Source organism: Thalassospira sp. (assembly GCF_048059015.1).
Classification (GTDB): domain Bacteria; phylum Pseudomonadota; class Alphaproteobacteria; order Rhodospirillales; family Thalassospiraceae; genus Thalassospira.
Window position 1 is genome coordinate 103,561 of the sequence record NZ_JBLLNT010000008.1, and the last position, 23,425, is coordinate 126,985.

Consider the following 23,425-nt stretch of genomic DNA (forward strand, 5'->3'; position numbering starts at 1 on the left):
TCATCGGCCCAGAAGACCACGGGTTACAACTTGTGCCTGGATCTCGGCGGCACCTTCGAAAATATTCAAAATACGGGCGTCACAGAGCACACGGCTGATCTGATATTCCAGCGCATAGCCATTCCCGCCATGGATCTGAAGTGCGTTATCGGCATTCGACCAGGCAACACGTGCGCCCAGAAGTTTCGCCATACCGGCCTCGATATCGCAGCGGATATCCTGATCCTTTTCAATCGCCGAGAAATAGGTCAGCTGACGGGCGATCATGGTCTCAACCACCATCCATGCAACTTTTCCGTACACACGCGGGAAGGCATAAAGCGGCTTGGAAAACTGAATACGATCCTTGGCATAGCGCATGCCGATCTCAAGCGCGTTCTGGGCAACACCCACAGCACGCGCTGCAGTCTGGATACGTGCGGATTCAAAGGTTGCCATCAGCTGTTTGAAGCCCTGACCTTCTTCGCCGCCCAAAAGGTTCGCGGTCGGGACCTCAAACCCGTCAAAGGACAGCTCGTATTCTTTCATGCCGCGATAGCCAAGCACCTCGATCTCGCCGCCGGACATGCCATTTGCCGGGAACGGATTGTCATCCGTGCCGCGCGGTTTTTCCGCCAGCAGCATCGAAAGACCGCGATAACCTGCTTCATCGGGATTGGTGCGGGTCAAAAGCGTCATCAGATCAGAACGTGACGCATGGGTGATCCAGGTTTTGTTGCCCGTCACCTTATAGCTGTCACCATCCTTGACCGCGCGGGTGCGCAAATGCGCCAGATCCGATCCATTGTTAGGTTCGGTAAAGACCGCCGTTGGCAGGATTTCACCCGATGCCAGTTTTGGCAGGTAATGTTCCTTTTGCGCGTCCGTGCCGCCAAGGCGGATCAGTTCGGCGGCAATTTCCGAACGCGTGCCAAGCGATCCGACACCGATATAGCCACGCGACAATTCTTCGGTCACAACGCACATGGCGGTTTTGCCCATGCCAAGGCCACCGAATTCCTCGGGGATGGTCAGGCCGAAAACGCCAAGCTCGGACATTTCATTGACGATCTCGATCGGGATCAATTCATCGCGTTCGTGCCAACCATGCGCGTGGGGCGATACTTTTTCATCAACGAACCGGCGGAACTGATCGCGGACCATATCAAGGGTTTCGTCCTCAAGCCCAGTTTCACCAAAGCGACCGGTATCAAGGCTGTCTTCGATTTCCGCAGCAATGGCGCGACGGGTCGCATCGGAATTGCCATATGTCGACAGGGTGATGACGGCCGGATTGGCACACAGCGTTTTGATGGCGCTATCAGGCACACCAAGGGTCGAAAGACGGATGATTTCGCCCTGTGACATCGGAATGCCACCCTGGATCTGTGCCAGATATTCGCCAAAGGCTGCTTGCAGGATCAGTTGTTCCAGATTGCCAAGCTTGCCCTGATCTTTAAGGCGGTCCGACCATGCCTTCATCTGACCAAGGGCCGTGACATAGGTGGTGAACCAGGCAAAGCCATGGGCGGCAAACTGATTGTTATCAAACGCATCGGCATTGATGCGGCCATCGACCGTAACAGAAGCACGCAGCGCATTTTCAGCCGCATCGTAAACCGGGGCCAGTGCAGCCAGCGCATCGTCGCACAAACGTTCGAGGTCAGGCAAAAGTACGGTGTCGGTCATTTTCTTTGTCCTCGGGTCGGCAATCGTGTGGGGCGATTGCACCGGTCGATCACGTATCGATCATATTAATAGTGTTGGCAAAAGGGTGGTGGCACCCCGTGCGCGGATCGGGCGAGAACGCGCGAGCGGGGTGCCAGCTATCAGTTGAGGATTAATGTGGGACTAGCCCTCAACTGCTTCTTCAAGGGTCCGCATGCCCGGGCGTTTGGCCTGAACCAGAACCGCCATGTTGCCGGGCTTGTGTTCGTTACGCATCATTTTCATGTGCGCGCGCGGAATGTCTTCCCAGCTAAAGACCTCGGACATGCTTGGATCAAGACGACGCTCGATCACGAGCTTGTTGGCCTGTGCTGCCTGTTTGAGGTTGGCAAAGTGGCTGCCCTGAATACGTTTCTGACGCATCCAGACAAAGCGCGCATCAAAGGTCAGGTTAAAGCCGGTGGTACCGGCACAGAACACAACCATGCCACCACGTTTCACAACGTTGCACGATACCGGGAAGGTTTGTTCGCCCGGATGTTCAAAGACGATATCAACGTCATTGCCCTTGCCGGTGATTTCCCAGATCGCCTTACCAAACTTGCGGACTTCTTTCATATAGTCGCCAAATTCCGGCCCGTTCACGGTTGGAAGTTGACCCCAGCAATTGAAATCCTTGCGGTTAATGACGGCTTTGGCACCCAGTCCCAAAACAAAGTCGCGCTTTGTTTCATCGGAAATAACGCCAATCGCATTGGCCCCGGCGGTGGTGATCAGCTGGATCGCCATGGATCCAAGGCCACCTGAAGCCCCCCAGACCAGAACATTGTGACCCGGACGCAGGATGTGCGGGCGATGCCCGAACAGCATGCGATATGCGGTCGCAAGCGTCAGCGTGTAGCACGCACTTTCTTCCCAGGTCAGATGTTTGGGACGCGGCATCAACTGCTGTGCCTGCACACAGGTGAATTGTGCAAACGATCCGTCTGGCGTCTCATAACCCCAGATACGCTGGGTCGGGGACAGCATCGGGTCGCCGCCGTTACATTCTTCGTCGTCGCCATCATCCTGGTTGCAGTGAATGACGACTTCATCACCGACTTTCCAGCGGGTGACTTTCGACCCAACCGCCCAAACGATGCCTGATGCGTCCGATCCGGCAATGTGGAACGGGCAATCATGGGAATTGAACACCGAGATCGGTTTTCCAAGCGATGCCCAGATGCCGTTATAGTTAACGCCAGCCGCCATCACGAGAACAAGCACCTCGTGGCTGTCAGGCTGGGTTACCGGCAGGACTTCGCACTGCATGGCGGTATCGGGTTCGCCGTGGCGTTCCTCGCGAATCGCCCATGCATACATATTCTTCGGCACATGGCCCAATGGCGGGATTTCGCCGATTTCATAAAGATCTTTTTCTTCCTGACCGCCACGGAAAGGCAGCACTTCAGCAGTGGTATTCATGGCCTTCACTCCTTGTTCGGGTCGATCCGGTTAGCAGGGTAATGAAATTACCTTTGCTGCGTTGCGGTCGACGGATCCTCCAAGCCACGGAATTCGTTTTATTTTCCCTGGTCATCTCCCGGTTTTCTGCGGTTTGTGTGCAGTTATAACCTGGGCGATATTTGTTTTCGCTTTTATCGCGTTGCACAAATTGTTATATAATTACCCAAGTGATGTCTAGTAGATAATTTAATAACGTTCAGGCGTAATTATCGTAAAGACATAGGGTAATAAAAATACAAGAGGTCGCGATGTCGATGGAGAACAAGCGCAGCGCAGCAAAGCCGGAACGCGATCGCCCGTGGCTGATCCGCACTTATGCCGGGCACAGTTCGGCTGCTGCATCCAATGCCCTGTATCGTCAGAACCTGGCAAAAGGGCAGACCGGATTGTCCGTGGCGTTCGATTTGCCAACCCAGACCGGTTACGATTCGGACCATATTCTGGCCCGCGGCGAGGTGGGGAAGGTCGGTGTGCCGGTCGCCCATCTGGGTGACATGATGACATTGTTTAATGGCATCCCGCTTGATCAGATGAATACGTCCATGACGATCAACGCGCCTGCGGCCTGGCTTTTGTCACTTTATATAGCGGTCGCTGAAAAGCAGGGGACGGCACGTTCAAGCCTGCAGGGCACGACCCAGAATGACATCATCAAGGAATATCTGTCGCGCGGGACGTATATCTTCCCGCCTGCACCCAGCTTGAAGCTGATCACAGATGTCGCGGCCTTTACCTATCGCGAGGTTCCCAAATGGAACCCGATGAATGTGTGCTCGTACCATTTACAAGAAGCTGGTGCGACGGCAGAACAGGAACTGGCCTATGCGCTGGCAACCGCGATTGCGGTTCTTGATGCCGTGCGCGATTCGGGTCAGGTGCCCGAAGAAGACTTTGCCAAAGTGGTCGGGCGCATTTCGTTCTTTGTGAATGCCGGGATTCGCTTTGTCACCGAGATCTGCAAAATGCGCGCGTTTTGCGAACTGTGGGATGAAATCACGCGCGACAGATACGGCATCGAAGACGAGAAGTACCGCCGATTCCGCTATGGGGTTCAGGTTAACTCGCTTGGCCTGACTGAACAGCAGCCCGAAAACAACGTCTACCGCATCCTGATCGAGATGCTGGCAGTTGTTCTGTCCAAAAATGCCCGTGCGCGTGCAGTTCAGCTTCCCGCCTGGAACGAGGCGCTTGGTCTGCCGCGCCCTTGGGATCAGCAATGGTCACTGCGCCTGCAACAGATCATGGCCTATGAAACCGATCTTCTGGAATATGAAGACCTGTTTGATGGCAACCCGGCGATTGAACGCAAGGTGGGTGCGCTCAAAGAAGGTGCGCGCGAAGAATTGGCCAAGATTGACGCCATGGGTGGTGCGATTGCCGCTGTTGATCGTGGCTATATGAAACAGGAACTGGTGCGCTCCAACGCGCGTCGTCTGGCTGATATCGAATGTGGCCTGACCCGGGTGATTGGTGTGAATGCCTTTACCGAAACCGAACCATCGCCGCTGACATCGGGTGAAAAATCGATCCTGACGGTTGATGACATGGCCGAACAGGAACAGATCGAAAAGCTGAAAGCCTGGCGCTCTGATCGTGATCAGGCTGAAGTCGCCAAAAGCCTTGCGGACCTAAAATCGGCTGCGTCCGAGGGGCGCAACATCATGGAAAGCTCGATCGCGTGTGCCCATGCCGGTGTCACCACCGGTGAATGGTCCGAGACACTTCGCGATGTGTTTGGTGAATATCGGGCGCCAACCGGTATCACATCAATGATCGTCACCGGGGATGAGGAAAACATTCTGGAACTCCGCAACCGGGTCGATGAAGTATCCGAAAAGCTTGGCGAACGCATGAAAATGCTGGTCGGCAAACCGGGCCTTGATGGCCATTCCAACGGGGCAGAACAGATTGCCGTCAAAGCAGGCGATGCCGGGATTGAGGTCCTTTATAAAGGCATCCGTTGGACGCCACAGGAATTGGTGCGCAATGCGATCGACGAAGGCGCGCATGTCATCGGTCTTTCGATCCTGTCGGGATCACATGTGCCACTGGTGCGTGAAGTGGTCAATGGCCTGCGTGCCCAAGGGGCCGGTCATATCCCGGTCGTGGTTGGCGGCATCATCCCCGAAGCCGACATGCTAGTTCTGCGTCAGATGGGGGTTTCGGAGGTCTACACGCCAAAGGACTATCAGCTTGTTCGCGTGATTTCCGAAATCGTTGATCTGGTCGATCGCAAATCATCGGATCGACCGGTGGGATCACAGACCAACCATGAAGATGCGGTTGGCGAGACATCCGTCTACTAGGGCAATGTGAAAGCTGAGCCGGATTTTGAAACTGGTGGCAGGCAGATCAGCTTGCCGCCAGTGACGTTCTGATCAGGCTGGGCCAGGTCGCCATGGCCGCATCGGCCACAGCCATCAGGGCGTCACGATCCACCCCGTCGCGGGTCTGGATCGAAATGCCGTGTTGCATGGTTACGTAATAATTCGCCATGCGTTCAACATCGGCACCGCGCGGGATTTCACCGCGCCGGATCGCATCAAGGTAAATCTTTTTGAGTGCTCGTGCATTGTTCTGACGCCGATCGCAAAGTGATTGGGAGACTTGGGAATGTTCAGAATCGGGCTGCGGTGCAGCCAGAACGATCATGCAGCCATGCGGGTTTTCGCCATTGCTGAATGTATCGATGGTCGACACCAGCAAATGGCGGGTGGCTTCCTTGGCGGATTTGAACTGGTCAAGATCACCCCAGATACCGCTACCGATCCGTTCGATATAGAGATCAACAACCTCTTCAAACAGGCCTTCTTTGCTGCCAAAGGCGGCATAGATGCTGGGCGGGCGCAGTTCCATAGCGGCACTTAGATCCGCCATGGATGTGTTGTCATAGCCATGCTTCCAGAACAGGTCGAGTGCCCTGTCCAGTGCATCATTCCGATCAAAATTCCGTGGTCTGCCGCGCGCTGCCATATCGGTCTCATTTATTTATGTAGTGATCATTAAATAAATTAATTGACGCCAGAAAGCAAGTCTGCCAGCATTTATGTAATGATCACTACATAAATGGAGTTTATGATGCAGAACCTCGCAGGAAAGGTCGCATTTGTTACCGGTGGAAGTCGCGGCATCGGAGCCGCTATCGTCAAACGTCTGGCGCGCGATGGGGCGGCGGTTGCCTTCACCTATGTTCAGTCTGACGAAAAGGCACAGGCGATTGTTCGTGACGTTGAAGCTGGTGGTGGCAAGGCTGTCGCGATCAAGGCCGATAACCGTGATGAAGCTGATATCGTCAATGCGCTTGGCGAGGCAGCCAACGCCTATGGCAAGGTCGATATTCTGGTGAACAATGCCGGTATCTTTGATGCGGCCCCGATTGATGATCTGACGATTGATCGATTTGATGCAACGATGGACATCAATGTCCGTGCTGTGTTTGTTGCGGTCAAAGCGGTTCTGCGTCACATGCCCGAAGGCGGCCGCATCATTACGATCGGCAGTAACCTTGCCCATAAAGTGCCTTGGCCGGGTATTAGCCTGTATGCCATGTCGAAAGCCGCCCTGATCGGTTTTACCCGCGGTCTGGCACGTGATTTGGGTGGGCGCGGTATCACGGCAAACATCATTCATCCGGGATCAACCAATACCGATATGAACCCGGCGGACGGTCAGATGTCCGATGCGCAGCGCGGTTTGATGTCGATCCCGCACTATAGCCATCCTGATGACACAGCAGGCCTGATCGCTTGGTTGGCCGGGCCGGAGGCAAAGGTTGTCACCGGGGCCGAGTTCACCGTCGATAGTGGGATTAACGCCTGATCACAGCTGGCGTTCTTAGCCGACAGACCATGCAAGAATCTGGCTGATCTGGGTTAACGATCGGCCGGATTCCCTATGCCACTGATCAAATGCTGTCTGAACCGCTGCGAAGTCCTTGTTCGAGGACGGCATTTTGCCAACCACACCTTCGGCATCAAGCGCGTTTAGTACGTCACCAGAAAAGATCGGGGTATCGACCCCCAGACGGCGTAACGCCACCTGACCGGTTTTCCCGCCAAGGCGCGATCCACCTTTTTGAACGATGCGCAGATTGTCGCAATAATCACTAGTCTTCCAATTGGCAAAGAACGCGCCAACACTGCCGTGCTCAGCGGCGAGTGACAGCAGGAACCGGGCATTATCACCGACCGATTTGATCTTTGGCCCGTGCGCAACGATGCCTTCGGCCTTCAGCAGATGTTCGACATCCTCGTCATGCATCATTGACCAGCGCCCTACATCAAATCCTTCGAACACTTCTTCAAAGCGCGGCCATTTGGCATCGATAACTTTCCAGCTAAAGCCCGCCTGAAAGACACATTTGCTCATTTCCGACAGAAACCGATCGGGCGCGATTGCACCGATGTCGTCTGCGGATTTTGGCGTTTGCAGCAGGGCTTCAAGCGCCTGTTGGCTTCCTTTGCGTGCAATGGCGGCTTGTTCGATGTCATGAAACGGGCGCATGGGGCGGGTCGTCCTTTGAAATAAGAAAACAGCCAAAGCGGGGCTTTGACTGTTTTGCAAAAATTCTGACCGGATCAGGATTTGGCAGCGATTGCTTCGAGTTCAATGCCGTGCCGCTCGCAAACCCAACTTTCAAACGTTGTCGCCGGAAGCGGTTTGGAGAACAGGAAGCCCTGAATGAAGTCGCAACCCTTTTCCTGTAGATAGACCAGCTGTTCGACTTCTTCCACGCCCTCGGCAACCACTTCGAGGTTAAGGCTGTGGCCAAGGCCGATGACGGCATCAACGATGGCCTTGTCATCAACATCAACATGGATGTCGTTTACAAAGGAGCGGTCGATCTTGATCGAGCTGACCGGGAAACGTTTGAGATAGTTCAGCGACGAATAACCCGTGCCAAAGTCATCAATCGCGATCATCACGCCAAGCGCCTTGAGCTCCTTAAGCGTCGAGACCGCTTTTTCCGGGTTGTTCATCAGGATGGATTCGGTGATCTCAAGTTCCAGCGTGCCTTCTGGAAGGGCCGTGTCTTTGACGATCTTGGTTACACTATCGACCAGTTCGGCATCCTGGAACTGTGCCGGCGACAGGTTCACCGCAATGCGCATGCCTGCAAGCGAGGTTTCACGCCAAGCTTGCGTCTGTTTACAGGCCTTTTCAAGAACCCACGCACCCAGACGGTTGATCAGACCGCATTCTTCAGCGACCGAGATAAACTCGCCCGGCAGGATCAGGCCGCGTTCCGGGTGATGCCAGCGCACAAGGGCCTCGGCACCAACAACGCGTTCGGTGCGGCAGTCGATTTTCGGCTGATAGTAAAGTTCGAGTTGATCCTGTTCGAGCGCGTTGCGCAGATCTTCCTCGATGGTTTTGCGTTCCTTGACCCGCTCGTGCATGGACGGCAGGAAGAAGCGGTAATTGTTGCGGCCCTCGGCCTTGGCGGCATACATCGCCATATCGGCGTTTTTGACCAGCTGTTCGGGGTTTTCGCCATCTTCCGGGAACAAGGTGATGCCGACACTGGCGGTCGAATGCAGGCGAATACCACGGCAATCAAACGGCTGGGACAGCTCGTCGATGATGCGCTGGGCAAGGGCGATGGTGTCTTCGATGTTTTGAACGTCGGTCTGAATGATCGCGAATTCGTCGCCACCCAGACGGGCCGCCGTATCCGAATCGCGGATAATACGCGATAGACGCTGACCCATTTCCTGGATCATCAAGTCGCCGACATCATGGCCGAAGTGGTCGTTGATGTCCTTGAACCGGTCAAGGTCAACAAACAGAACCGTTACACCGCGCTGGAAGCGACGTGCGGACAGCAATGCCTGACGCAGGCGGTCAAGGAACAGGGTACGGTTTGGAAGACTGGTCAGAACGTCATGGACCGCAAGGTGACGCATGCGTGCTTCGGTTTGTTTACGTTCGGTAATGTCGGTATAGGTCGCAACGTAACCGCCACCCGGCATCGGGTTGTGATCAACCTGAATGACGCGGCCATTCGGGCGAGTACGTTCCATGCGATAGGGTTCACGACGACGCGCAATCGCAACACGGTCGGAAATAAGCGCCTGAATGCTGACATCGCCATATTCGCCGCGCTCCCCATTATAGCGCAGGATATCGGAAAGCGGCGTGCCTTCCTTGACCAGATCGCGCGGCAGGTTCAGCAATTCGATGTAGCGTTCGTTCCAGACCATCAGGTTCAGGTCCTGATCGAACAGACAGATGCCCTGACCGATATTGTGAAGGGTTGCTTCAAGAAGGGCCTGCTTACGTTGGGCTTCTTCCTGTGCCTGACCCTGAAGGGCGACCATTTCGTTATATTCGCGAATCAAAAGGCCCAGTTCGTCCGAGCTGTTCCATTCAACCGGACGACGCAGTCGGCCGTGCTTGGTCATTCGAATGGAATGCAGCAGACGGTTCAGCGGTTCCTTGATCGAACGTTTGTTTGCAATCAAAAGGCTGGCTGCCACGACAGAGATCAGCAAGCCAAACAGGATCATGTCAATCGCGATACGGCGGAACAGCAGGTCCTGAACACGCGCATCGGTGAAGTAAATCACCAGTTCGCCAACATCGTGGCGGACATTGTTGCGTTCGAAGTAGACCCGGCGCGACAGACGCAGCGTATCAGCCAGTTCGGATTGGGAAACGCCCGTATGGGCAAATTCGGTGCCGTCTGCGCCCAATGCCTGCACGGCGACGATGTCGCGGTCACGTGCCATGGCGTTCAGCGCAGATTCGATATTGTCGACGTCAAGATACCAGAACGGGGTCGCCAGCACGCGTGCGTTAATGTCGGCGGTTTGTTCGACCTTGCCGTTCAGGTCGTCACGCAGAACCTTGTAGCTGACATAGCCAAACACCACGAACAGCGCGAGCGAGAACAGCGACACCAGCGGCAATGCTATGAAAAGCAGCCGGCTGCTGAGGGACTTCCGTTGTAAAAAGCCGTACGATCCGCGCGACAAGCGTTCTCTCCTAGGCACCTACTTTCGATTAGTCGAATATACTGTACTCGACGTTTGTATGGGTGCCAACACCCCTATGATAAACTCAAATCAACCCGGAAGTTGCTCAAAACGCAAGTTTCATTTCACGATATTGATAAATAAACGATTGCTGCTTCCAGACCCATCTATTTTGGAGCGAAGTGGTTAAGCTTCAAGCAGTTGGCAGATATTGCACCAAAAATTTCATTATTTTGGTACGGCCATTCTGGCAAGTTCATCACACCGTTCATTTTCCGGGTGACCGGCATGGCCCTTAACCCAGTGCCATTCCACCTTGTGCGGGCGCAATGCTTCAAGCATCCGCTGCCACAATTCGACATTCTTGACGGGTTTCTTGTCGGCGGTTTTCCAACCGCGCTTTTGCCAGCCAAAGATCCATTTCGTGATCCCGTCGCGGACATAGCTGCTGTCGGTGTAAATATCGATAACGCAAGGACGTTTCAGCGCTTCGAGTGCGCTGATTGCCGCCATCATTTCCATGCGGTTGTTGGTGGTTTCGGGATCACCGCCGGATAGTTCCTTTTCAACGCCTTTAAAGCGCAGGATCGCACCCCAGCCACCTGGACCGGGATTTCCGCTGCATGCGCCGTCCGTGTAAATCTCGACGTGGTTCGCACCACCGGTATTCGAAGTCATATGCTCTGACCTTAATCCAAACCATAGGCCGATGCGTTTTCCACCCGCTGATGGAATCGCAACTTATTGATATATTCGCGCGGGTTTTTCGGTGTGACCAGTGCGTCCTTGGGTGTATTGACCCAATCATAAAGACGGGTCAGCAAGAACCGCAGGCTCGCCCCGCGTGCCAGGATCGGAAGGGCATTCATTTCCGCATCGCTCAATTGGCGGACCTTGCTGTATTGCGACAGAAGGTTCTTGGCCTTGGTGACGTTAAAGCTGTTATCAGGCTCAAAGCACCAGGCATTCATGCAGATCGCGACGTCGTAGCTCAGCAAATCATTGCAGGCGAAATAGAAGTCAATCAGGCCCGATACATCTTCTTTGCCCAAAAAGAAGAACACATTGTCCGGGAACAGATCGGCATGGATCACGCCCTTTGGCAGATCATGGGGCCAATTGGCTTCAAGATAATCAAGCTCATCGCCCAGCATCTTGCCAAGACCCGGCTCGACATCATCGGCATGTTCCTGACAACTTTCAAACAGCTTGCGCCAGCCTTTGACACTGAGCGCATTGGGCAGATGCATCTCGAAATCGAGGCCCGCATTATGCAGCTTGGCAAGGGCAGCACCCAATCCCGCGCAATGGTGGGGCTGAATGCGGCGTGGCGACATGCCGTTTAAGAACGATGTGATTGCGGCCGGGCGACCGCACAGGCGACGCAGTGCCACACCATCGGTGCCATGGATCGGGGTCGGGCAATTAAGGCCCTTGGCCGACAGATGATCCATCAGACCCAGATAAAATGGCAGGTCGTCCGGGTTCACGCGCTTTTCATAAAGGGTCAGGATAAACGGGGCCTGGGTCGTATGAAGCAGGAAGTTGGTGTTTTCTACCCCTTCTGCGATGCCCTTGAAGGACACGACATCACCGATGTCATATTCGGCAACGAAACGGGCGATATCTTCGTCTGAAACGTCGGTATAGACGGCCATAGGCTTTATCTTGGTCCTGACTTGGAATTAAGCGGTTTCGTCTGGTTAGCTTGCCAACTGACGGGGCAGTTTGAAGGTCACGTTTTCTTCGGTCAGCGTGATGGTTTCGACCGTCACGTCATAACGTTCCCGGCAGGCATCAATCACTTCTTCGACCAGGATTTCCGGGGCAGATGCACCGGCTGTGATGCCAAGCGTGCTGACACCTTCAAGTTTCTGCCAGTCGATGTCTTTTGCACGTTCGACCAGAACCGAACGGTCGCAACCTTCGCGCTTGGCAACTTCGACCAGACGGTTCGAGTTTGACGAGTTCGGCGCACCCAGAACCAGAATCGCATCTGCACGTTCGGCAATCATTTTGACTGCATGTTGACGGTTGGTCGTGGCGTAGCAGATGTCTTCTTTTTTCGGGACCGAGATCGCCGGGAAGCGACGCTGCAGGATTTCGATGATCTTGGCGGTGTCATCAAGTGACAGCGTCGTCTGGGTCACGAATGCCAGATTTTCCGGATTGGTGACTTCGAGGCTTTCAGCGTCTTCTTCGGTCTCGATCAGCGTCATGCTGCCAACCGGTAGCTGGCCCATCGTGCCGACGACTTCTGGATGACCGGCATGGCCGATCAGAAGGATATGTTTGCCATCAGCGTAATGGCGTTCGGCGCCACGATGAACCTTTGAGACCAGCGGGCAGGTCGCATCAAGATATTCAAGCTTGCGCGTTTCGGCGGCTTCGGGAACCGATTTTGGCACACCATGAGCCGAGAAAATGACAGGAACCCCGTCAGGAACGGCATCAAGTTCGTCAACGAAAACAGCCCCCATGTCGCGCAGGCGGTCGACCACAAATTTGTTGTGGACGATTTCGTGGCGGACATAGACCGGCGCCCCGTATTTTTCGAGTGCCTTTTCAACGATCTCGATTGCGCGATCAACGCCAGCACAGAAGCCGCGCGGGTTGGCAAGAATGATCTGAAGGTTGGCTTTATCAGGCATGATACAGGTCCGGGTTTCCAAAACGCGCAAATGGTCGCCCCAAAAGGTCGCACCAGCGCAGTTATTCAAACGTTCTCGTTACATAACCTGCCTGATCTTGCGGCGCAATGTCTGAGCATGGATTGGTCAGGTGTGCAGCACGGTGGATTTCAGGTTTCGGTTTTATAACGAAGCGCCAAAGACTGTGCTTAGCGGGTTGTGCGAGCAACGGCGAAAGAATAGACTGCGCGCGGACCGTGCAATCATGGCACAGGTCAGAAAACAGTTGGTTTGATAGAGGCTTGGATGACGATCGGTAACGGACTGCGGCGCGTATGTGCATTGGGTGTTGTATCGCTTGGCGGCTTGTTGGCAGCCTGCAGCGGCGGCAATCCGTTCGAAGAACAGCCCGTCCCGGTATGCCCAGCGGCCTATCTGCCAAAAGACACCGCCAAACTGGTGCAGTTCAACGGTTCGGGCAAGGATTTGACTGACGTCGTCGTTGAAGCCGAATTTACCGGATATCTTGGTGATTGTGGCTATGACCTTGATGACAAGGTGCTTGATGTCATCATCAGCCCGATCATCACAGCCGAGCTTGGCCCGGCGGCACAGGCACGTACCGCCCAGTTCCAGTATTTCGTTGCCCTGCGCGATCCGAACGGCACGTTCGTTCAGAAATCGGTGTTTGACGTCACCATGCCATTTGCCGACAACCTGAACATGGCGCGTTTCCGCGATGAGCAGGTGACCCTTTCCGTGCCGCTGTCTGATGTTTGGACCGGGCCGGATTATGAAATCTATCTTGGTTTCCAGTTAAGTGCCGATCAGGTCGAATATAACCGCCGCTTTGGCACCGAATAGGCGTCTCGGTTGAAAAGCCCCTTCGACCAATGTCCAAAAATTTGGGCTGGTCGGCTGCGGGCGAAATACGTATAAGGACGCATACCCAAGTGATCCCCGTGGGAGAGTGCCGCGGCTCAGGACAGATTGCGCGGACGCCGAAGGAGCAACCACCCCGGAAACTCTCAGGCAAACGGACCGCGGGGAGATGGGACTCTGGAAAGAAGGCGGCATCAAAGCTTTGATGCGGATGTGCGCCTCGCCGAAGATGTAAGCAGATCGACTGCATAAGTCGTCTGTGATTTTTCAGGCTCCAAAGACAGAGGGGGATGTGGTTGGCTTATTGTCGGCTATGTTTCGCAACGACTGTCTCGGAGACCGGAAAAGTGGATCAACAATCCGAACTTCTTAAAACAGCCCTTTACGACCTGCATGTTGAGCTGGGTGCCAAAATGGTGCCGTTCGCAGGTTATGACATGCCGGTGCAATATCCGCTTGGTGTCAAAGGCGAGCATCTTCACACCCGTGCCAAAGCAGGCCTGTTTGACGTTTCGCACATGGGTCAGGTTCGCCTGACCGGTGAAAATCGCGTGGCCGAGCTTGAAAAGCTTGTTCCGGGCGATATCGCGATCCTCAAAGCCGGTCGCACGCGGTATTCCACCTTCACCAATGATGATGGCACCATCCTTGACGATCTTATGATCACCAATGCCGGTGAGAGCCTGTTTCTGGTGATCAATGCGGCCTGCAAGGATGACGATATCGTCCATATGCGCGCCAATCTTGGTGATGGTGTTGCCCTTGAAGAAATCGATGACCGTGCATTGATGGCGCTTCAGGGTCCGGAAGCCGCAAACGTTCTTGCGCGCTTTGCCCCGGCGGTTGCCGAGCTGAAATTCATGAGCTTTGCCGAGATCGAGATTGCCGGTATCGCCTGCTTTGTGACCCGTTCGGGTTACACTGGCGAAGACGGATATGAGATCTCTGTTCCCAATGACCGTGCTGAAGAACTTGCCCGCAAGCTTCTGGCAGAAGACGAAGTCGAGGCCATTGGTCTTGGCGCACGTGATTCGCTGCGTCTGGAAGCTGGTCTTTGCCTTTATGGCAATGACATCGACACCACCACGACCCCGGTTGAAGGTGATCTGAACTGGATCATCAACAAACGCCGTCGTGAAGAAGGTGGGTTCAAGGGCGCTGACGTCATCCTTGATCAGCTGGCAAATGGTGCAGATCGCAAACGTGTTGGCATCAAGCCCGAAGGCAAGGCACCAGCACGCGAACATACCCCGATCCTGAATGCTGACGGCGAAGAAATCGGTGAAATCACCTCGGGTGGTTTTGGTCCGACCGTCGATGGCCCGATTGCAATGGGATATGTGGCAATTGAATTTTCCGCGCCGGGTACCAAGGTCGATCTAATGGTACGTGGCAAGGCCCGTCCGGCAGAGGTTGTCGAACTTCCGTTCGCTCCCCATCGCTATTTCCGCGGCTAAGCGCCGTAACTCTTGAGAATGTGCGACTTCGGTCGTTCGTCAGACTACGATTAACAGGGACAAGTACAATGGCTAAAAAATTCTCGCAGGAACATGAGTGGATTGAGCTCGAAGACGGTGTCGCAACCGTCGGCATTACCGATTACGCACAGCAGTCGCTGGGCGACATCGTTTATGTCGAGCTGCCGGAAGTTGGCAAGAAACTGACCAAAGACGGCGATGCTGCTGTTGTTGAGTCGGTCAAAGCCGCAAGTGACGTTTACGCACCGCTTGATGGTGAAATCGTCGAAATCAACGAAGAACTCGATGCAAACCCGGCACTGGTGAACGAAGCACCTGAAACCGATGGCTGGTTCTTTAAAATGTCGCTGTCTGATGAGTCACAGCTTGATGAGCTGATGGACGAAGCAGCTTACAAAGATTTCGTCGAAGGCCTCTAAGCATGCGTTATCTTCCCCTAACCAGCGCTGATCGCGCGACGATGCTTGAAACCATCGGCGCGTCATCAGTCGAAGAGCTATACAGTGACGTGCCCGAGGGCGCATTGCTGTCCGAACCGGTCGATCTGCCGCACCATCTTGGTGAAATGCAGGTTGAACGCGATATGCTTGCCCTTGCCGGTAAGAACATGGGCGCGTCAAGCGTGCCGAGCTTCCTTGGTGCAGGTGCTTATCGCCACCATGTCCCGGCAACGGTTGATTACGTCATCCAGCGTGGTGAATTCCTGACGGCTTATACCCCGTATCAGCCGGAAATCGCCCAGGGTACGTTGCAGTATCTGTTCGAATTCCAGACCCAGGTCGCTTCGATCACCGGTATGGATGTTGCCAACGCATCAATGTGGGATGGTGCAACTTCCTGTGCCGAAGCCGTTCTGATGGCCTGCCGTGCGACCCGTCGCAAAAAGGCTGTTCTGTCCGGTGGTCTGCACCCGCATTACCGCGAAGTTACGGAAACCTATTGCCAGTACAGCGACACCGAAGTTGCCGGTCGTGACGGTAACCCGGAACAGCAGGCATCGGTTGATGAGCTTGATGAGCTGATCGACGATCAGACTGCTTGCGTTGTTGTTCAGTATCCGGACGTCTTTGGCCGCATTCAGGACCACACCAAGCTGGCAGAAGTTTGCCACGCCAAGGGTGCGCTTCTGGTTGTTGTCTTTACCGAGGCGGTTGCCTTTGGTGCGATCAAGTCACCGGGCAGCTTTGGCGCAGACATCGTTTGCGGCGAAGGCCAGTCGATCGGTAACGCCCTGAACTATGGCGGACCATATGTTGGCCTGTTTGCCACCACCCAGAAGCTGGTCCGTCAGATGCCGGGTCGTCTTTGTGGTGAAACGGTCGATCAGGATGGCAAGCGTGGCTTCGTTCTGACCCTTTCGACCCGTGAACAGCATATCCGTCGTGAAAAGGCGACCTCGAACATTTGTACCAACTCCGGTCTGTGTTCCTTGGCCTTTACGGTGCATATGAGCCTGCTTGGCGAAGATGGTTATCGTCGTCTGGCAGCCCTTAACCACGAATATGCGTGCAAAGCTGCGGATGCGATTGATGCGGTTGATGGTGCATCGGTCGTCAATGACAGCTTCTTTAACGAATTCACCGTGAAGCTTTCCAAGCCGGCGGCTGAAGTTGTTGAAACGCTGGTGGCCAAGGGCGTTCTTGGTGGTGTTCCGCTGTCGCGTCTGTATCCGAACCGTTCGGATCTCGACAATTATCTGTTGGTGGCGGTGACAGAAACCAACAGTGACGAGGATATCGCGGCGCTTGCGTCCGCATTGAAGGAGGCGCTGGCATGACGTTTACGACCCATACCGGCAACCGTGGACTTGTTCTTGAAGAAAAGCTGATCTTTGAACAGGGCCAGCCTGGACGTACTGGCGTTGACCTTCCCGAACCCAAGGGCGGCAAATCGCGCCTTGGCGGTCTTGATCGCGAGAGCGATGTTGGCCTTCCGGGTTTGTCCGAACCACAAGTCGTTCGCCACTTCACCCGTCTGTCGCAGAAAAACTTCGGCATTGATTCCGGCTTCTTCCCGCTGGGTTCATGCACCATGAAACATAACCCGCGTCTGAACGAAAAAGTCGCCCGTCTTCCGGGTCTTGCCGATCTGCATCCGATGCAGCCGGAAAGCACGGTTCAGGGTGCGCTTGAACTGATCGATCAGTGCGCGCATTGGCTACTTATGCTGACGGGTATGCCTGCTGTTTCCATGTCACCGGCTGCCGGTGCACAGGGCGAGCTTTGCGGCATGATGGCCATTCGTGCGGCCCTTGATGCGCGCGGTGAAAACCGTCGTCGTGTTCTGGTGCCGGAATCAGCCCACGGGACCAACCCGGCAACCGCAGCAGCCTGTGGCTTTACGGTTGACTCGATCCCTGCGACCGAAGATGGCCGTGTTGACCTTGCCGCATTCGAAGCCAAGCTCGGCGACGATGTGGCTGGCATCATGCTGACCAACCCGAATACCTGCGGTCTGTTTGAACGTGACGTACGCAAGATTGCTGATCTTGTTCATGCAGCGGGTGGCTACTTCTATTGCGATGGTGCGAACTTCAACGCCATTGTCGGTCGGGTTCGCCCGGCAGACCTTGGCATTGATGCGATGCATATCAACCTGCACAAGACCTTCTCGACCCCGCATGGCGGCGGTGGACCGGGTTCTGGTCCGGTTGTGTTTTCTGATGCACTCGCACCTTATGCGCCGATCCCGTATGTGGTTCGCAACGAAAACGGCTTCCATCTGGTTGAAACCGCAGACGAAAATGACGGCATGAAGCCGTTTGGTCGTCTGAAAGGCTTCCATGGTCAGATGGGCATGTTCATTCGTGCGCTGACCTATATGAAGAGCCACGGTGCGGATGGTCTGCGTCAGGCATCGGGTGATGCGGTTCTGAATGCGAACTATCTGCTTGCACGTCTTAAGGACAAGCTCAGCGTCGCATTCCCGGGCTATTGCATGCACGAAGCCCTGTTTGATGACAGCTTCCTGAAAGATACCGGTGTATCGACCCTTGATCTGGCCAAGGCAATCATCGACGAAGGGTTCCACCCGATGACGATGTATTTCCCGCTGGTGGTTCACGGGGCGTTGCTGATTGAGCCGACCGAGACCGAAACCAAGGAATTGATCGACCAGTTCTGTGACGCGGTTCTGTCACTTGTGGCCAAGGCCGAGTTCGGTGATTCAGAATTCTTCCAAAATGCGCCGTATCTGACACCACGTCGTCGTCTTGACGAAACGGCAGCGGCACGTAAGCCGGTCTTGCGCTGGATGCCGGAAACGGCTTGATAACCAACGCAACCCGCGATTTTCAAACACCCCGGTCTCTTGGCCGGGGTGTTCTTTTTCAAGGACTTGTACTTGAAACCCATTGGACTTGTCGCAATCTGCACCCTTATACTTGCCGCAAATGTAATGAACGATGCCAGAGAATGGTGTGTGTGGGGATTTTGTGATCGGACATCGTCCGTTCCGGAGGTTTGAATTCAGTCATGTCTCGTCGAGTGCAAAAAGTATTCACTGCCGAACGTCGGTTAAAAGAACGGACAGGTGGGGTTGTTGAAGATTGGTCCGAATTCATTCTTTGATCCATCTCTTGAAAGCGGAATAGGCGGTGGCGAAGCCATGCCTGCATCCCTTCCCGCGGCGAGTACTCCTGCCGATAATTCCGGTCTTAGTCAGGCAGTCCTTGACGAAATTCGCGCTTTGCGCGGCGAAGTATCGCAATTGCGTGCAGCGGTTGCTGCGGGCGGCACAGTCAGCGTTGACGCAGCTGTTGCGGCACCTGTGGCATCAAATGATGCGCCGATGGATGAATTACCCGATCCGGTTTCAAGCAACTTTACCCATTCAAACCGACCGGGCGCGTCCGAGCCTGATCGAGACGATCTGGAGCTGATCCGCACCCAGATTGAAGAAATGAACGAACATATTCACAAGGCAAAAATCCAGATCGCATCGCTGCGCCATCCAAAGGCACAGGACGACCGACTGGTCAGTGCTGCCTCTGAACTTGACGCTATCGTCAAGGATACCGAGATGGCGACGCACACCATTCTGGAATCAGCCGAGCAGATTGATGATATCGCGATGACGCTGAAAAACTCGGCACCGAGTGATTTTGTCGCCGATCACGTTGAACAGATTGCCTTTATCGTCACCAAAATCTTTGAGTCCTGCAACTTCCAGGACATCACCGGCCAGCGCATCAACAAGGTTGTCAGTACGCTCGAATTCGTTGAAGAGCGTGTCCACAACATGATCCTGATCTGGGGCGAGGATGCGTTTGCAGACCTTCCGGTTCCCGAAGGTGAGGAGAAAGCCGAGCCAGATGATTCCGATCTGTTGAACGGTCCGCAGCTCGAAGGCGAGGGTATCAGCCAGGACGATATCGACAAATTGTTCGAATAATGGTGAAAAAACTTGGTTTTTTGCCTATATTTAAGGTAGTAGCCGTACCCAACCCCTCCACAGAAGAGGGGTGAGGGCGTTTAGCAAGCGTCCAATATCAACTATTCGTTTACGTATGTTGGGGTAGGTTCTTTAACCTATAAGAATAAGAAGCTCTGTTGGGATGCGTGTGCACACGGTTGCACGTGTTTTAGCGTGCTTGGAGGATGCTATGGGATTTTGGTCTCTTGGGGCTATTCGCCAGCCTAAGGCGCAGGATATTAAGTGGCGAAAGAGCCCGCGTGGTGACTATTACCGTCTGTTCATGCTCGACGATATCAAAGATCTAGGCTTGAACGGAACGGGTGGGGTTTATCTGCTTTGGCATGGCGGTCTGAAACCGTCCTGGCTGGTTGCTGGTGCAACCGAGGATCTTGGACACAGCTTCCAGGAACTCGCACGTGATCCGGACATCCGCGAATATGATGGTCGCGGCGGTGTTTACATGAGCTGGTCGCCAATCAAAGGCAGCTTCCGGGAAGGTGTGGTGCATTTCATTGCCAAGCACACCAATCCGACCTTTGAATGTGATTATGACGAACGCGAAGATCCGATTCCGGTCCTTCTGCCGCGTTAATCTGTCACGTCACCATACAGAAGATTGACTAAAAAAGCTCCGCAGGTGCCTGCGGAGCTTTATGTGCTTCTGCATCAAATTGCGCAGATTAGAGCTGTTTCAAAACAGATTCTGCGCTGGAAACATCAAATGCACCCGGCTCTTCAACAGCGAGATGGGTGACTTTGCCGTCTTCGACGATCATGGCGAAACGGTTGGCACGTTTGCCAAGGCCGCGGCCGGTCAGATCAAGCTCAAGACCGGTCGCATCAACAAAGGCCAGATCACCATCGGAAAGCATGGTGATGTCTTCGGCATTTTCCTTGTCGGCCCAAGCCTGAAGAACGAAGGCATCGTTCGATGCAAGGCAGGCGATCTCATCAACACCCTTGGCTTTGATTTCATCGGACTTGGAGACGAAGCCCGGCAGGTGCTTTGCCGAGCAGGTCGGGGTGAATGCACCCGGAACCGCGAACAGGACAACTTTGCGGCCTGCAAAGAATTCTTTGGAGCTAACAGCTTGCGGGCCGTCGCCGGTGGCACGGAACAGAGTAACTTCCGGGAGGTCAGAGCCGACTGTGATGGTCATGGGTATCTCCGTATGACAGCGCAATCCCTGTGACTGCGCGGTGGATCGCATGGGCGGGAATCAAACTACAATTTTGATGGATGTTCAATGCCATCCAGCAGAGTTTTTACAAGTTTCATCCCGGCGTTTTGTTGTTGCAGTGCGATCAGTCTTTGATACGAACAGATCACGAAAGTGATCATGCAACATTGGGTATGTGACCTAGATGTGATCAGTTGGCAGAACTGGCAAGATTAGATTTGCCAGAAGCATCGCCAAGCGCACGCAAAACCGCATCAGCGCTGAGCAATTCCGACAGAAGAATACCGTCTGGGGCGCTTGGGCCATAGACCGCATTAAACGGAATGCCATAGCGATCATAGGATGCAAGATAATCGGCAATTTTCTGATCCGGGCGTGTCCAGTCGGCCTGCATAAGGATGATATCGGCATCCTGTAAGGCATCCATCACCCCGGCAGTCTCAAGCACAAGCTTCTTATTGACCTGACAGGTCACACACCATTCTGCAGTGACATCGACCAGAACGGTTTTGCCATCCGCCACAAGGGTACTGATCGTTTCGGGTGCAAATGCCTGCCACTGAAGCGTGCCTGCCTTGGGGGCGGTTGCCATAGTTGCCGGCGGGCGGGAAAAGCCGGGGGCAAACAATGCGACCAAGAAGCCAAGAACGGCAACAGCGGTAACCGCAAAGCGCGGACGAAGGCTACTGACCCGCTTGCGAAGCCAAATACCAAGACCGCCGAGGATCAGTCCAAGCGCGACCGCAATCGCACCCCCCAACCCGATCTGAACCGACAGGATACCCAGCAACCAGATCGCCGTTCCGACCAATGCCAGACCCAGAATGAACTTGACCACATTCATCCAGCGCCCAGGCTTCGGCAGGATATGGGCCACACGTGGCTGAACCGCGATCGCCAAATAGGGCAGGGCAAGGCCAATCCCGAGCAGGGTGAAAATCCAGAAGATATCAAAGACGCTGCCAGCCAAGGCGAAACCAACCGCGGTGCCAAGGAACGGCGCGGAACACGGCGTTGCCAAAAGGGTGGCAAACATGCCGGTCAGGAAGTTGCTGCTGATATGGCGGCCGCGGCTTTCATGGCGGGTGATCGCATCATTGGCGGCATTGCCCAGCTGATCGGGGCCGTTGATTTCAAACAGGCCCCACATGTTGAGCGCAAACAGGGCAAGGATGATCGTCATCACCGTCAGGAAAAGCGGCTGCTGGAATTGAATGCCCCATCCGATTGATCCGCCCGCGAACTTGATGCCAACCAAAACGGCCGCAATCAGCCAGAATGAAGTCACAATCCCCGCCGCACTGGCAAGGAAACCGACGCGTACCTGACCAATATCCTGATCGCGTGCGCCAATGACGGACATGACCTTGATCGACAAAACCGGCAGCACGCAGGGCATGACATTCAGGATCAAGCCACCCAGAAGGGCAAACAGACCGATCAACCACAAATCCATGCCTGCGGACGGTGTCGTGCCTGATGCCGCGATCGGGCCTTCGCCACCTGCACCGACAACAAGCTTTTGCTCAACGGAAAGCGGTCCGGCAATGACGGTGATGGTTACGGGAAGGTCTGCAACATCCTTGCCGTCTTCGAGGCCAAAGACCGCCAGATTGAAATACTTGATATCAGCGTCGCTAACCGCATGCTGATCAGCGGGTTTGGGAATGCCAAAGCCAAGACGCTGATCGCTTTCAATCAGGATATCATCAATCGCCACCCCGGCATTCGTCAGTCCCGAGATACCCAGATGAAGGGTGGGCTGATCATTTTGAATGCTGGTGGTCAGGCTGCTGACCTTGATCGGAAGCCCTTCACCGGTAAGCGGGACGCGCGAAACGAACTTTTCGATCTGATGGGCATGGCTGCTGGCCACCGAAGCCGGTTTGCCATCAATGGCTGCACCTGCCGGGATATCAAGGGTGAAGTCGGCGGCCGCCGGGATGCAAATATCGCTGCAGACCAGATAATCGACATTGAGCTGTACCGATACAGGTTGTGCCGGATCATTGAGCTTCACATCAATCGGCAGGATGATCTGGTTTTTATAGCCGAAGGTATCCAGACCGAAGATCGAGAAACGATGCGGCGCAGGCCAAAGGATTTCGGCACTGTCGATATTGGTTGAGCCTGCCCAGTCCAGTTGCGGCGGAAAGCCCGCATCACCGGCACTGCGCCAATAGATTTTCCAATCGGGCTGCAGTTCAAACTCAAGACCAAGTCGAAGGGTATCGGAACTGGTGGTTTGTGTTTGCGCACTGATCAGGCGAAGGGATGTAAAGTCCTCGTCAATCCAGTCGGTTGCCATGTCTGATGCCGCCGCGATTGAGGCAGCCCCGCCAACAATACTGGCGGTAAAGGCAATCAATAAGGTCAGGCGAGCGATCAGGTGGCGAAGCACGTTTGGTTCCTTGGCGTGGGGCTATGGGCTGTATGGTTGCGCATCTTCTGTCAGGCATGTGGCACAAAACAGGCAACGAATTCATGAGAAAAGGCGTAATCCTAAGGGCCGATCAAATCAAGCCACGACTATGTGACCAGCATTTCACTAGCATGCGCATTTTTGCGTCGATATGACATTGCGCAAAAAGCGGTTGTAAAAAGTAGGGGCAAAAATTGGCGGTCGGAGTCAAAGCTTCCTACATTTAAGACATGTGGAAAATCAGCGGACAAAGTTAAATTTGTCGCACTTTCCCGGGTTCTTGATG

19 protein-coding genes and 1 riboswitch are annotated in these 23,425 nt (G+C 54.5%); of the genes, 9 read left to right on the top strand and 10 right to left on the bottom strand.

Going from position 1 to position 23,425, the window contains the following annotated elements:
* Positions 1-1,668 (bottom strand): acyl-CoA dehydrogenase family protein, encoded by a 1,668-nt coding sequence (locus tag ACMZ66_RS12475; RefSeq protein WP_416937531.1) that lies wholly within the window; start codon positions 1,666-1,668, stop codon positions 1-3.
* Positions 1,669-1,830: 162 nt separating this feature from the next.
* Entirely contained in the window at positions 1,831-3,111 is a 1,281-nt protein-coding gene (gene ccrA, locus ACMZ66_RS12480) for a crotonyl-CoA carboxylase/reductase (RefSeq protein WP_416937532.1), read from the bottom strand.
* 290 nt (positions 3,112-3,401) lie between these two features.
* Here ccrA and ACMZ66_RS12485 point away from each other — a divergent pair, with 290 nt between their 5' ends.
* Positions 3,402-5,459, top strand: a complete 2,058-nt coding sequence (locus tag ACMZ66_RS12485) for a protein meaA (protein ID WP_416937533.1) — start codon at positions 3,402-3,404, stop codon at positions 5,457-5,459.
* A gap of 46 nt (positions 5,460-5,505) precedes the next feature.
* Here ACMZ66_RS12485 and ACMZ66_RS12490 read toward each other — a convergent pair whose 3' ends face one another.
* A complete protein-coding gene (locus tag ACMZ66_RS12490) occupies positions 5,506-6,126 on the bottom strand; it encodes a TetR/AcrR family transcriptional regulator (RefSeq protein WP_416937534.1) in 621 nt (206 codons plus the stop codon).
* Between the two features lie 105 nt (positions 6,127-6,231).
* On the opposite strand from ACMZ66_RS12490, the gene ACMZ66_RS12495 reads away from it, so the two are divergent.
* Positions 6,232-6,972, top strand: a complete 741-nt coding sequence (locus ACMZ66_RS12495; RefSeq protein ID WP_416937535.1) for a 3-oxoacyl-ACP reductase family protein — start codon at positions 6,232-6,234, stop codon at positions 6,970-6,972.
* Between the two features lie 15 nt (positions 6,973-6,987).
* Here ACMZ66_RS12495 and ACMZ66_RS12500 read toward each other — a convergent pair whose 3' ends face one another.
* The 5 genes from ACMZ66_RS12500 to ispH all read right to left on the bottom strand — a co-directional run bounded on the left by ACMZ66_RS12500 (position 6,988) and on the right by ispH (position 12,781).
* On the bottom strand, positions 6,988-7,656 hold the full coding sequence (locus ACMZ66_RS12500) for a DNA-3-methyladenine glycosylase I (protein ID WP_416937536.1): 669 nt from the start codon (positions 7,654-7,656) through the stop codon (positions 6,988-6,990).
* 74 nt (positions 7,657-7,730) lie between these two features.
* On the bottom strand, positions 7,731-10,055 hold the full coding sequence (locus tag ACMZ66_RS12505; RefSeq protein ID WP_416937537.1) for a putative bifunctional diguanylate cyclase/phosphodiesterase: 2,325 nt from the start codon (positions 10,053-10,055) through the stop codon (positions 7,731-7,733).
* Positions 10,056-10,358: 303 nt separating this feature from the next.
* Positions 10,359-10,808: a ribonuclease HI gene (gene rnhA, locus ACMZ66_RS12510; RefSeq protein WP_416937538.1), complete on the bottom strand. Its 450-nt coding sequence runs from the start codon at positions 10,806-10,808 to the stop codon at positions 10,359-10,361.
* Positions 10,809-10,819: 11 nt separating this feature from the next.
* Complete coding sequence (locus ACMZ66_RS12515) at positions 10,820-11,788, bottom strand: homoserine kinase (protein WP_416937539.1); 969 nt, start codon at positions 11,786-11,788, stop codon at positions 10,820-10,822.
* A 45-nt stretch (positions 11,789-11,833) separates the two neighbouring features.
* Positions 11,834-12,781 (bottom strand): 4-hydroxy-3-methylbut-2-enyl diphosphate reductase, encoded by a 948-nt coding sequence (gene ispH, locus ACMZ66_RS12520; protein ID WP_416937540.1) that lies wholly within the window; start codon positions 12,779-12,781, stop codon positions 11,834-11,836.
* A gap of 285 nt (positions 12,782-13,066) precedes the next feature.
* Here ispH and ACMZ66_RS12525 point away from each other — a divergent pair, with 285 nt between their 5' ends.
* From ACMZ66_RS12525 to ACMZ66_RS12555, 7 genes are all read left to right on the top strand, one after another.
* A complete protein-coding gene (locus ACMZ66_RS12525) occupies positions 13,067-13,624 on the top strand; it encodes a hypothetical protein (RefSeq protein WP_416937541.1) in 558 nt (185 codons plus the stop codon).
* Between the two features lie 89 nt (positions 13,625-13,713).
* A riboswitch (glycine riboswitch) is annotated at positions 13,714-13,814 on the top strand.
* A 118-nt stretch (positions 13,815-13,932) separates the two neighbouring features.
* Positions 13,933-15,099, top strand: coding sequence for a glycine cleavage system aminomethyltransferase GcvT (gene gcvT / locus ACMZ66_RS12530; RefSeq protein ID WP_416937542.1), 1,167 nt, complete (start codon positions 13,933-13,935; stop codon positions 15,097-15,099).
* 68 nt (positions 15,100-15,167) lie between these two features.
* Positions 15,168-15,539: a glycine cleavage system protein GcvH gene (gene gcvH, locus ACMZ66_RS12535; RefSeq protein WP_416937543.1), complete on the top strand. Its 372-nt coding sequence runs from the start codon at positions 15,168-15,170 to the stop codon at positions 15,537-15,539.
* A gap of 2 nt (positions 15,540-15,541) precedes the next feature.
* Entirely contained in the window at positions 15,542-16,897 is a 1,356-nt protein-coding gene (gcvPA, locus tag ACMZ66_RS12540; protein WP_416937544.1) for an aminomethyl-transferring glycine dehydrogenase subunit GcvPA, read from the top strand.
* Entirely contained in the window at positions 16,894-18,390 is a 1,497-nt protein-coding gene (gcvPB, locus tag ACMZ66_RS12545) for an aminomethyl-transferring glycine dehydrogenase subunit GcvPB (RefSeq protein WP_416937545.1), read from the top strand. The genes gcvPA and gcvPB overlap by 4 nt, the downstream gene beginning before the upstream one ends.
* A gap of 270 nt (positions 18,391-18,660) precedes the next feature.
* Positions 18,661-19,512 (top strand): protein phosphatase CheZ, encoded by an 852-nt coding sequence (locus ACMZ66_RS12550; protein ID WP_416937546.1) that lies wholly within the window; start codon positions 18,661-18,663, stop codon positions 19,510-19,512.
* 211 nt (positions 19,513-19,723) lie between these two features.
* Positions 19,724-20,128, top strand: a complete 405-nt coding sequence (locus ACMZ66_RS12555) for a hypothetical protein (RefSeq protein ID WP_416937547.1) — start codon at positions 19,724-19,726, stop codon at positions 20,126-20,128.
* Between the two features lie 88 nt (positions 20,129-20,216).
* On the opposite strand, the gene ACMZ66_RS12560 is transcribed toward ACMZ66_RS12555, so the two are convergent.
* Together ACMZ66_RS12560 and ACMZ66_RS12565 are read right to left on the bottom strand one after the other, a co-directional pair.
* On the bottom strand, positions 20,217-20,696 hold the full coding sequence (locus ACMZ66_RS12560) for a peroxiredoxin (RefSeq protein ID WP_416937548.1): 480 nt from the start codon (positions 20,694-20,696) through the stop codon (positions 20,217-20,219).
* Between the two features lie 211 nt (positions 20,697-20,907).
* Complete coding sequence (locus tag ACMZ66_RS12565) at positions 20,908-23,118, bottom strand: protein-disulfide reductase DsbD family protein (RefSeq protein WP_416937549.1); 2,211 nt, start codon at positions 23,116-23,118, stop codon at positions 20,908-20,910.
* Positions 23,119-23,425: the final 307 nt, after the last annotated feature.

What these genes read in the sequence shown, in the direction of transcription:
- ACMZ66_RS12475 (WP_416937531.1), bottom strand. Translation starts at nt 1,668, where the DNA reads ATGACCGACACCGTACTTTTGCCTGACCTCGAACGTTTGTGCGACGAT.
- ccrA (WP_416937532.1), bottom strand. Translation starts at nt 3,111, where the DNA reads ATGAATACCACTGCTGAAGTGCTGCCTTTCCGTGGCGGTCAGGAAGAA.
- ACMZ66_RS12485 (WP_416937533.1), top strand. Translation starts at nt 3,402, where the DNA reads ATGTCGATGGAGAACAAGCGCAGCGCAGCAAAGCCGGAACGCGATCGC.
- ACMZ66_RS12490 (WP_416937534.1), bottom strand. Translation starts at nt 6,126, where the DNA reads ATGGCAGCGCGCGGCAGACCACGGAATTTTGATCGGAATGATGCACTG.
- ACMZ66_RS12495 (WP_416937535.1), top strand. Translation starts at nt 6,232, where the DNA reads ATGCAGAACCTCGCAGGAAAGGTCGCATTTGTTACCGGTGGAAGTCGC.
- ACMZ66_RS12500 (WP_416937536.1), bottom strand. Translation starts at nt 7,656, where the DNA reads ATGCGCCCGTTTCATGACATCGAACAAGCCGCCATTGCACGCAAAGGA.
- rnhA (WP_416937538.1), bottom strand. Translation starts at nt 10,808, where the DNA reads ATGACTTCGAATACCGGTGGTGCGAACCACGTCGAGATTTACACGGAC.
- ACMZ66_RS12515 (WP_416937539.1), bottom strand. Translation starts at nt 11,788, where the DNA reads ATGGCCGTCTATACCGACGTTTCAGACGAAGATATCGCCCGTTTCGTT.
- ispH (WP_416937540.1), bottom strand. Translation starts at nt 12,781, where the DNA reads ATGCCTGATAAAGCCAACCTTCAGATCATTCTTGCCAACCCGCGCGGC.
- ACMZ66_RS12525 (WP_416937541.1), top strand. Translation starts at nt 13,067, where the DNA reads ATGACGATCGGTAACGGACTGCGGCGCGTATGTGCATTGGGTGTTGTA.
- gcvT (WP_416937542.1), top strand. Translation starts at nt 13,933, where the DNA reads ATGTGGTTGGCTTATTGTCGGCTATGTTTCGCAACGACTGTCTCGGAG.
- gcvH (WP_416937543.1), top strand. Translation starts at nt 15,168, where the DNA reads ATGGCTAAAAAATTCTCGCAGGAACATGAGTGGATTGAGCTCGAAGAC.
- gcvPA (WP_416937544.1), top strand. Translation starts at nt 15,542, where the DNA reads ATGCGTTATCTTCCCCTAACCAGCGCTGATCGCGCGACGATGCTTGAA.
- gcvPB (WP_416937545.1), top strand. Translation starts at nt 16,894, where the DNA reads ATGACGTTTACGACCCATACCGGCAACCGTGGACTTGTTCTTGAAGAA.
- ACMZ66_RS12555 (WP_416937547.1), top strand. Translation starts at nt 19,724, where the DNA reads ATGGGATTTTGGTCTCTTGGGGCTATTCGCCAGCCTAAGGCGCAGGAT.
- ACMZ66_RS12560 (WP_416937548.1), bottom strand. Translation starts at nt 20,696, where the DNA reads ATGACCATCACAGTCGGCTCTGACCTCCCGGAAGTTACTCTGTTCCGT.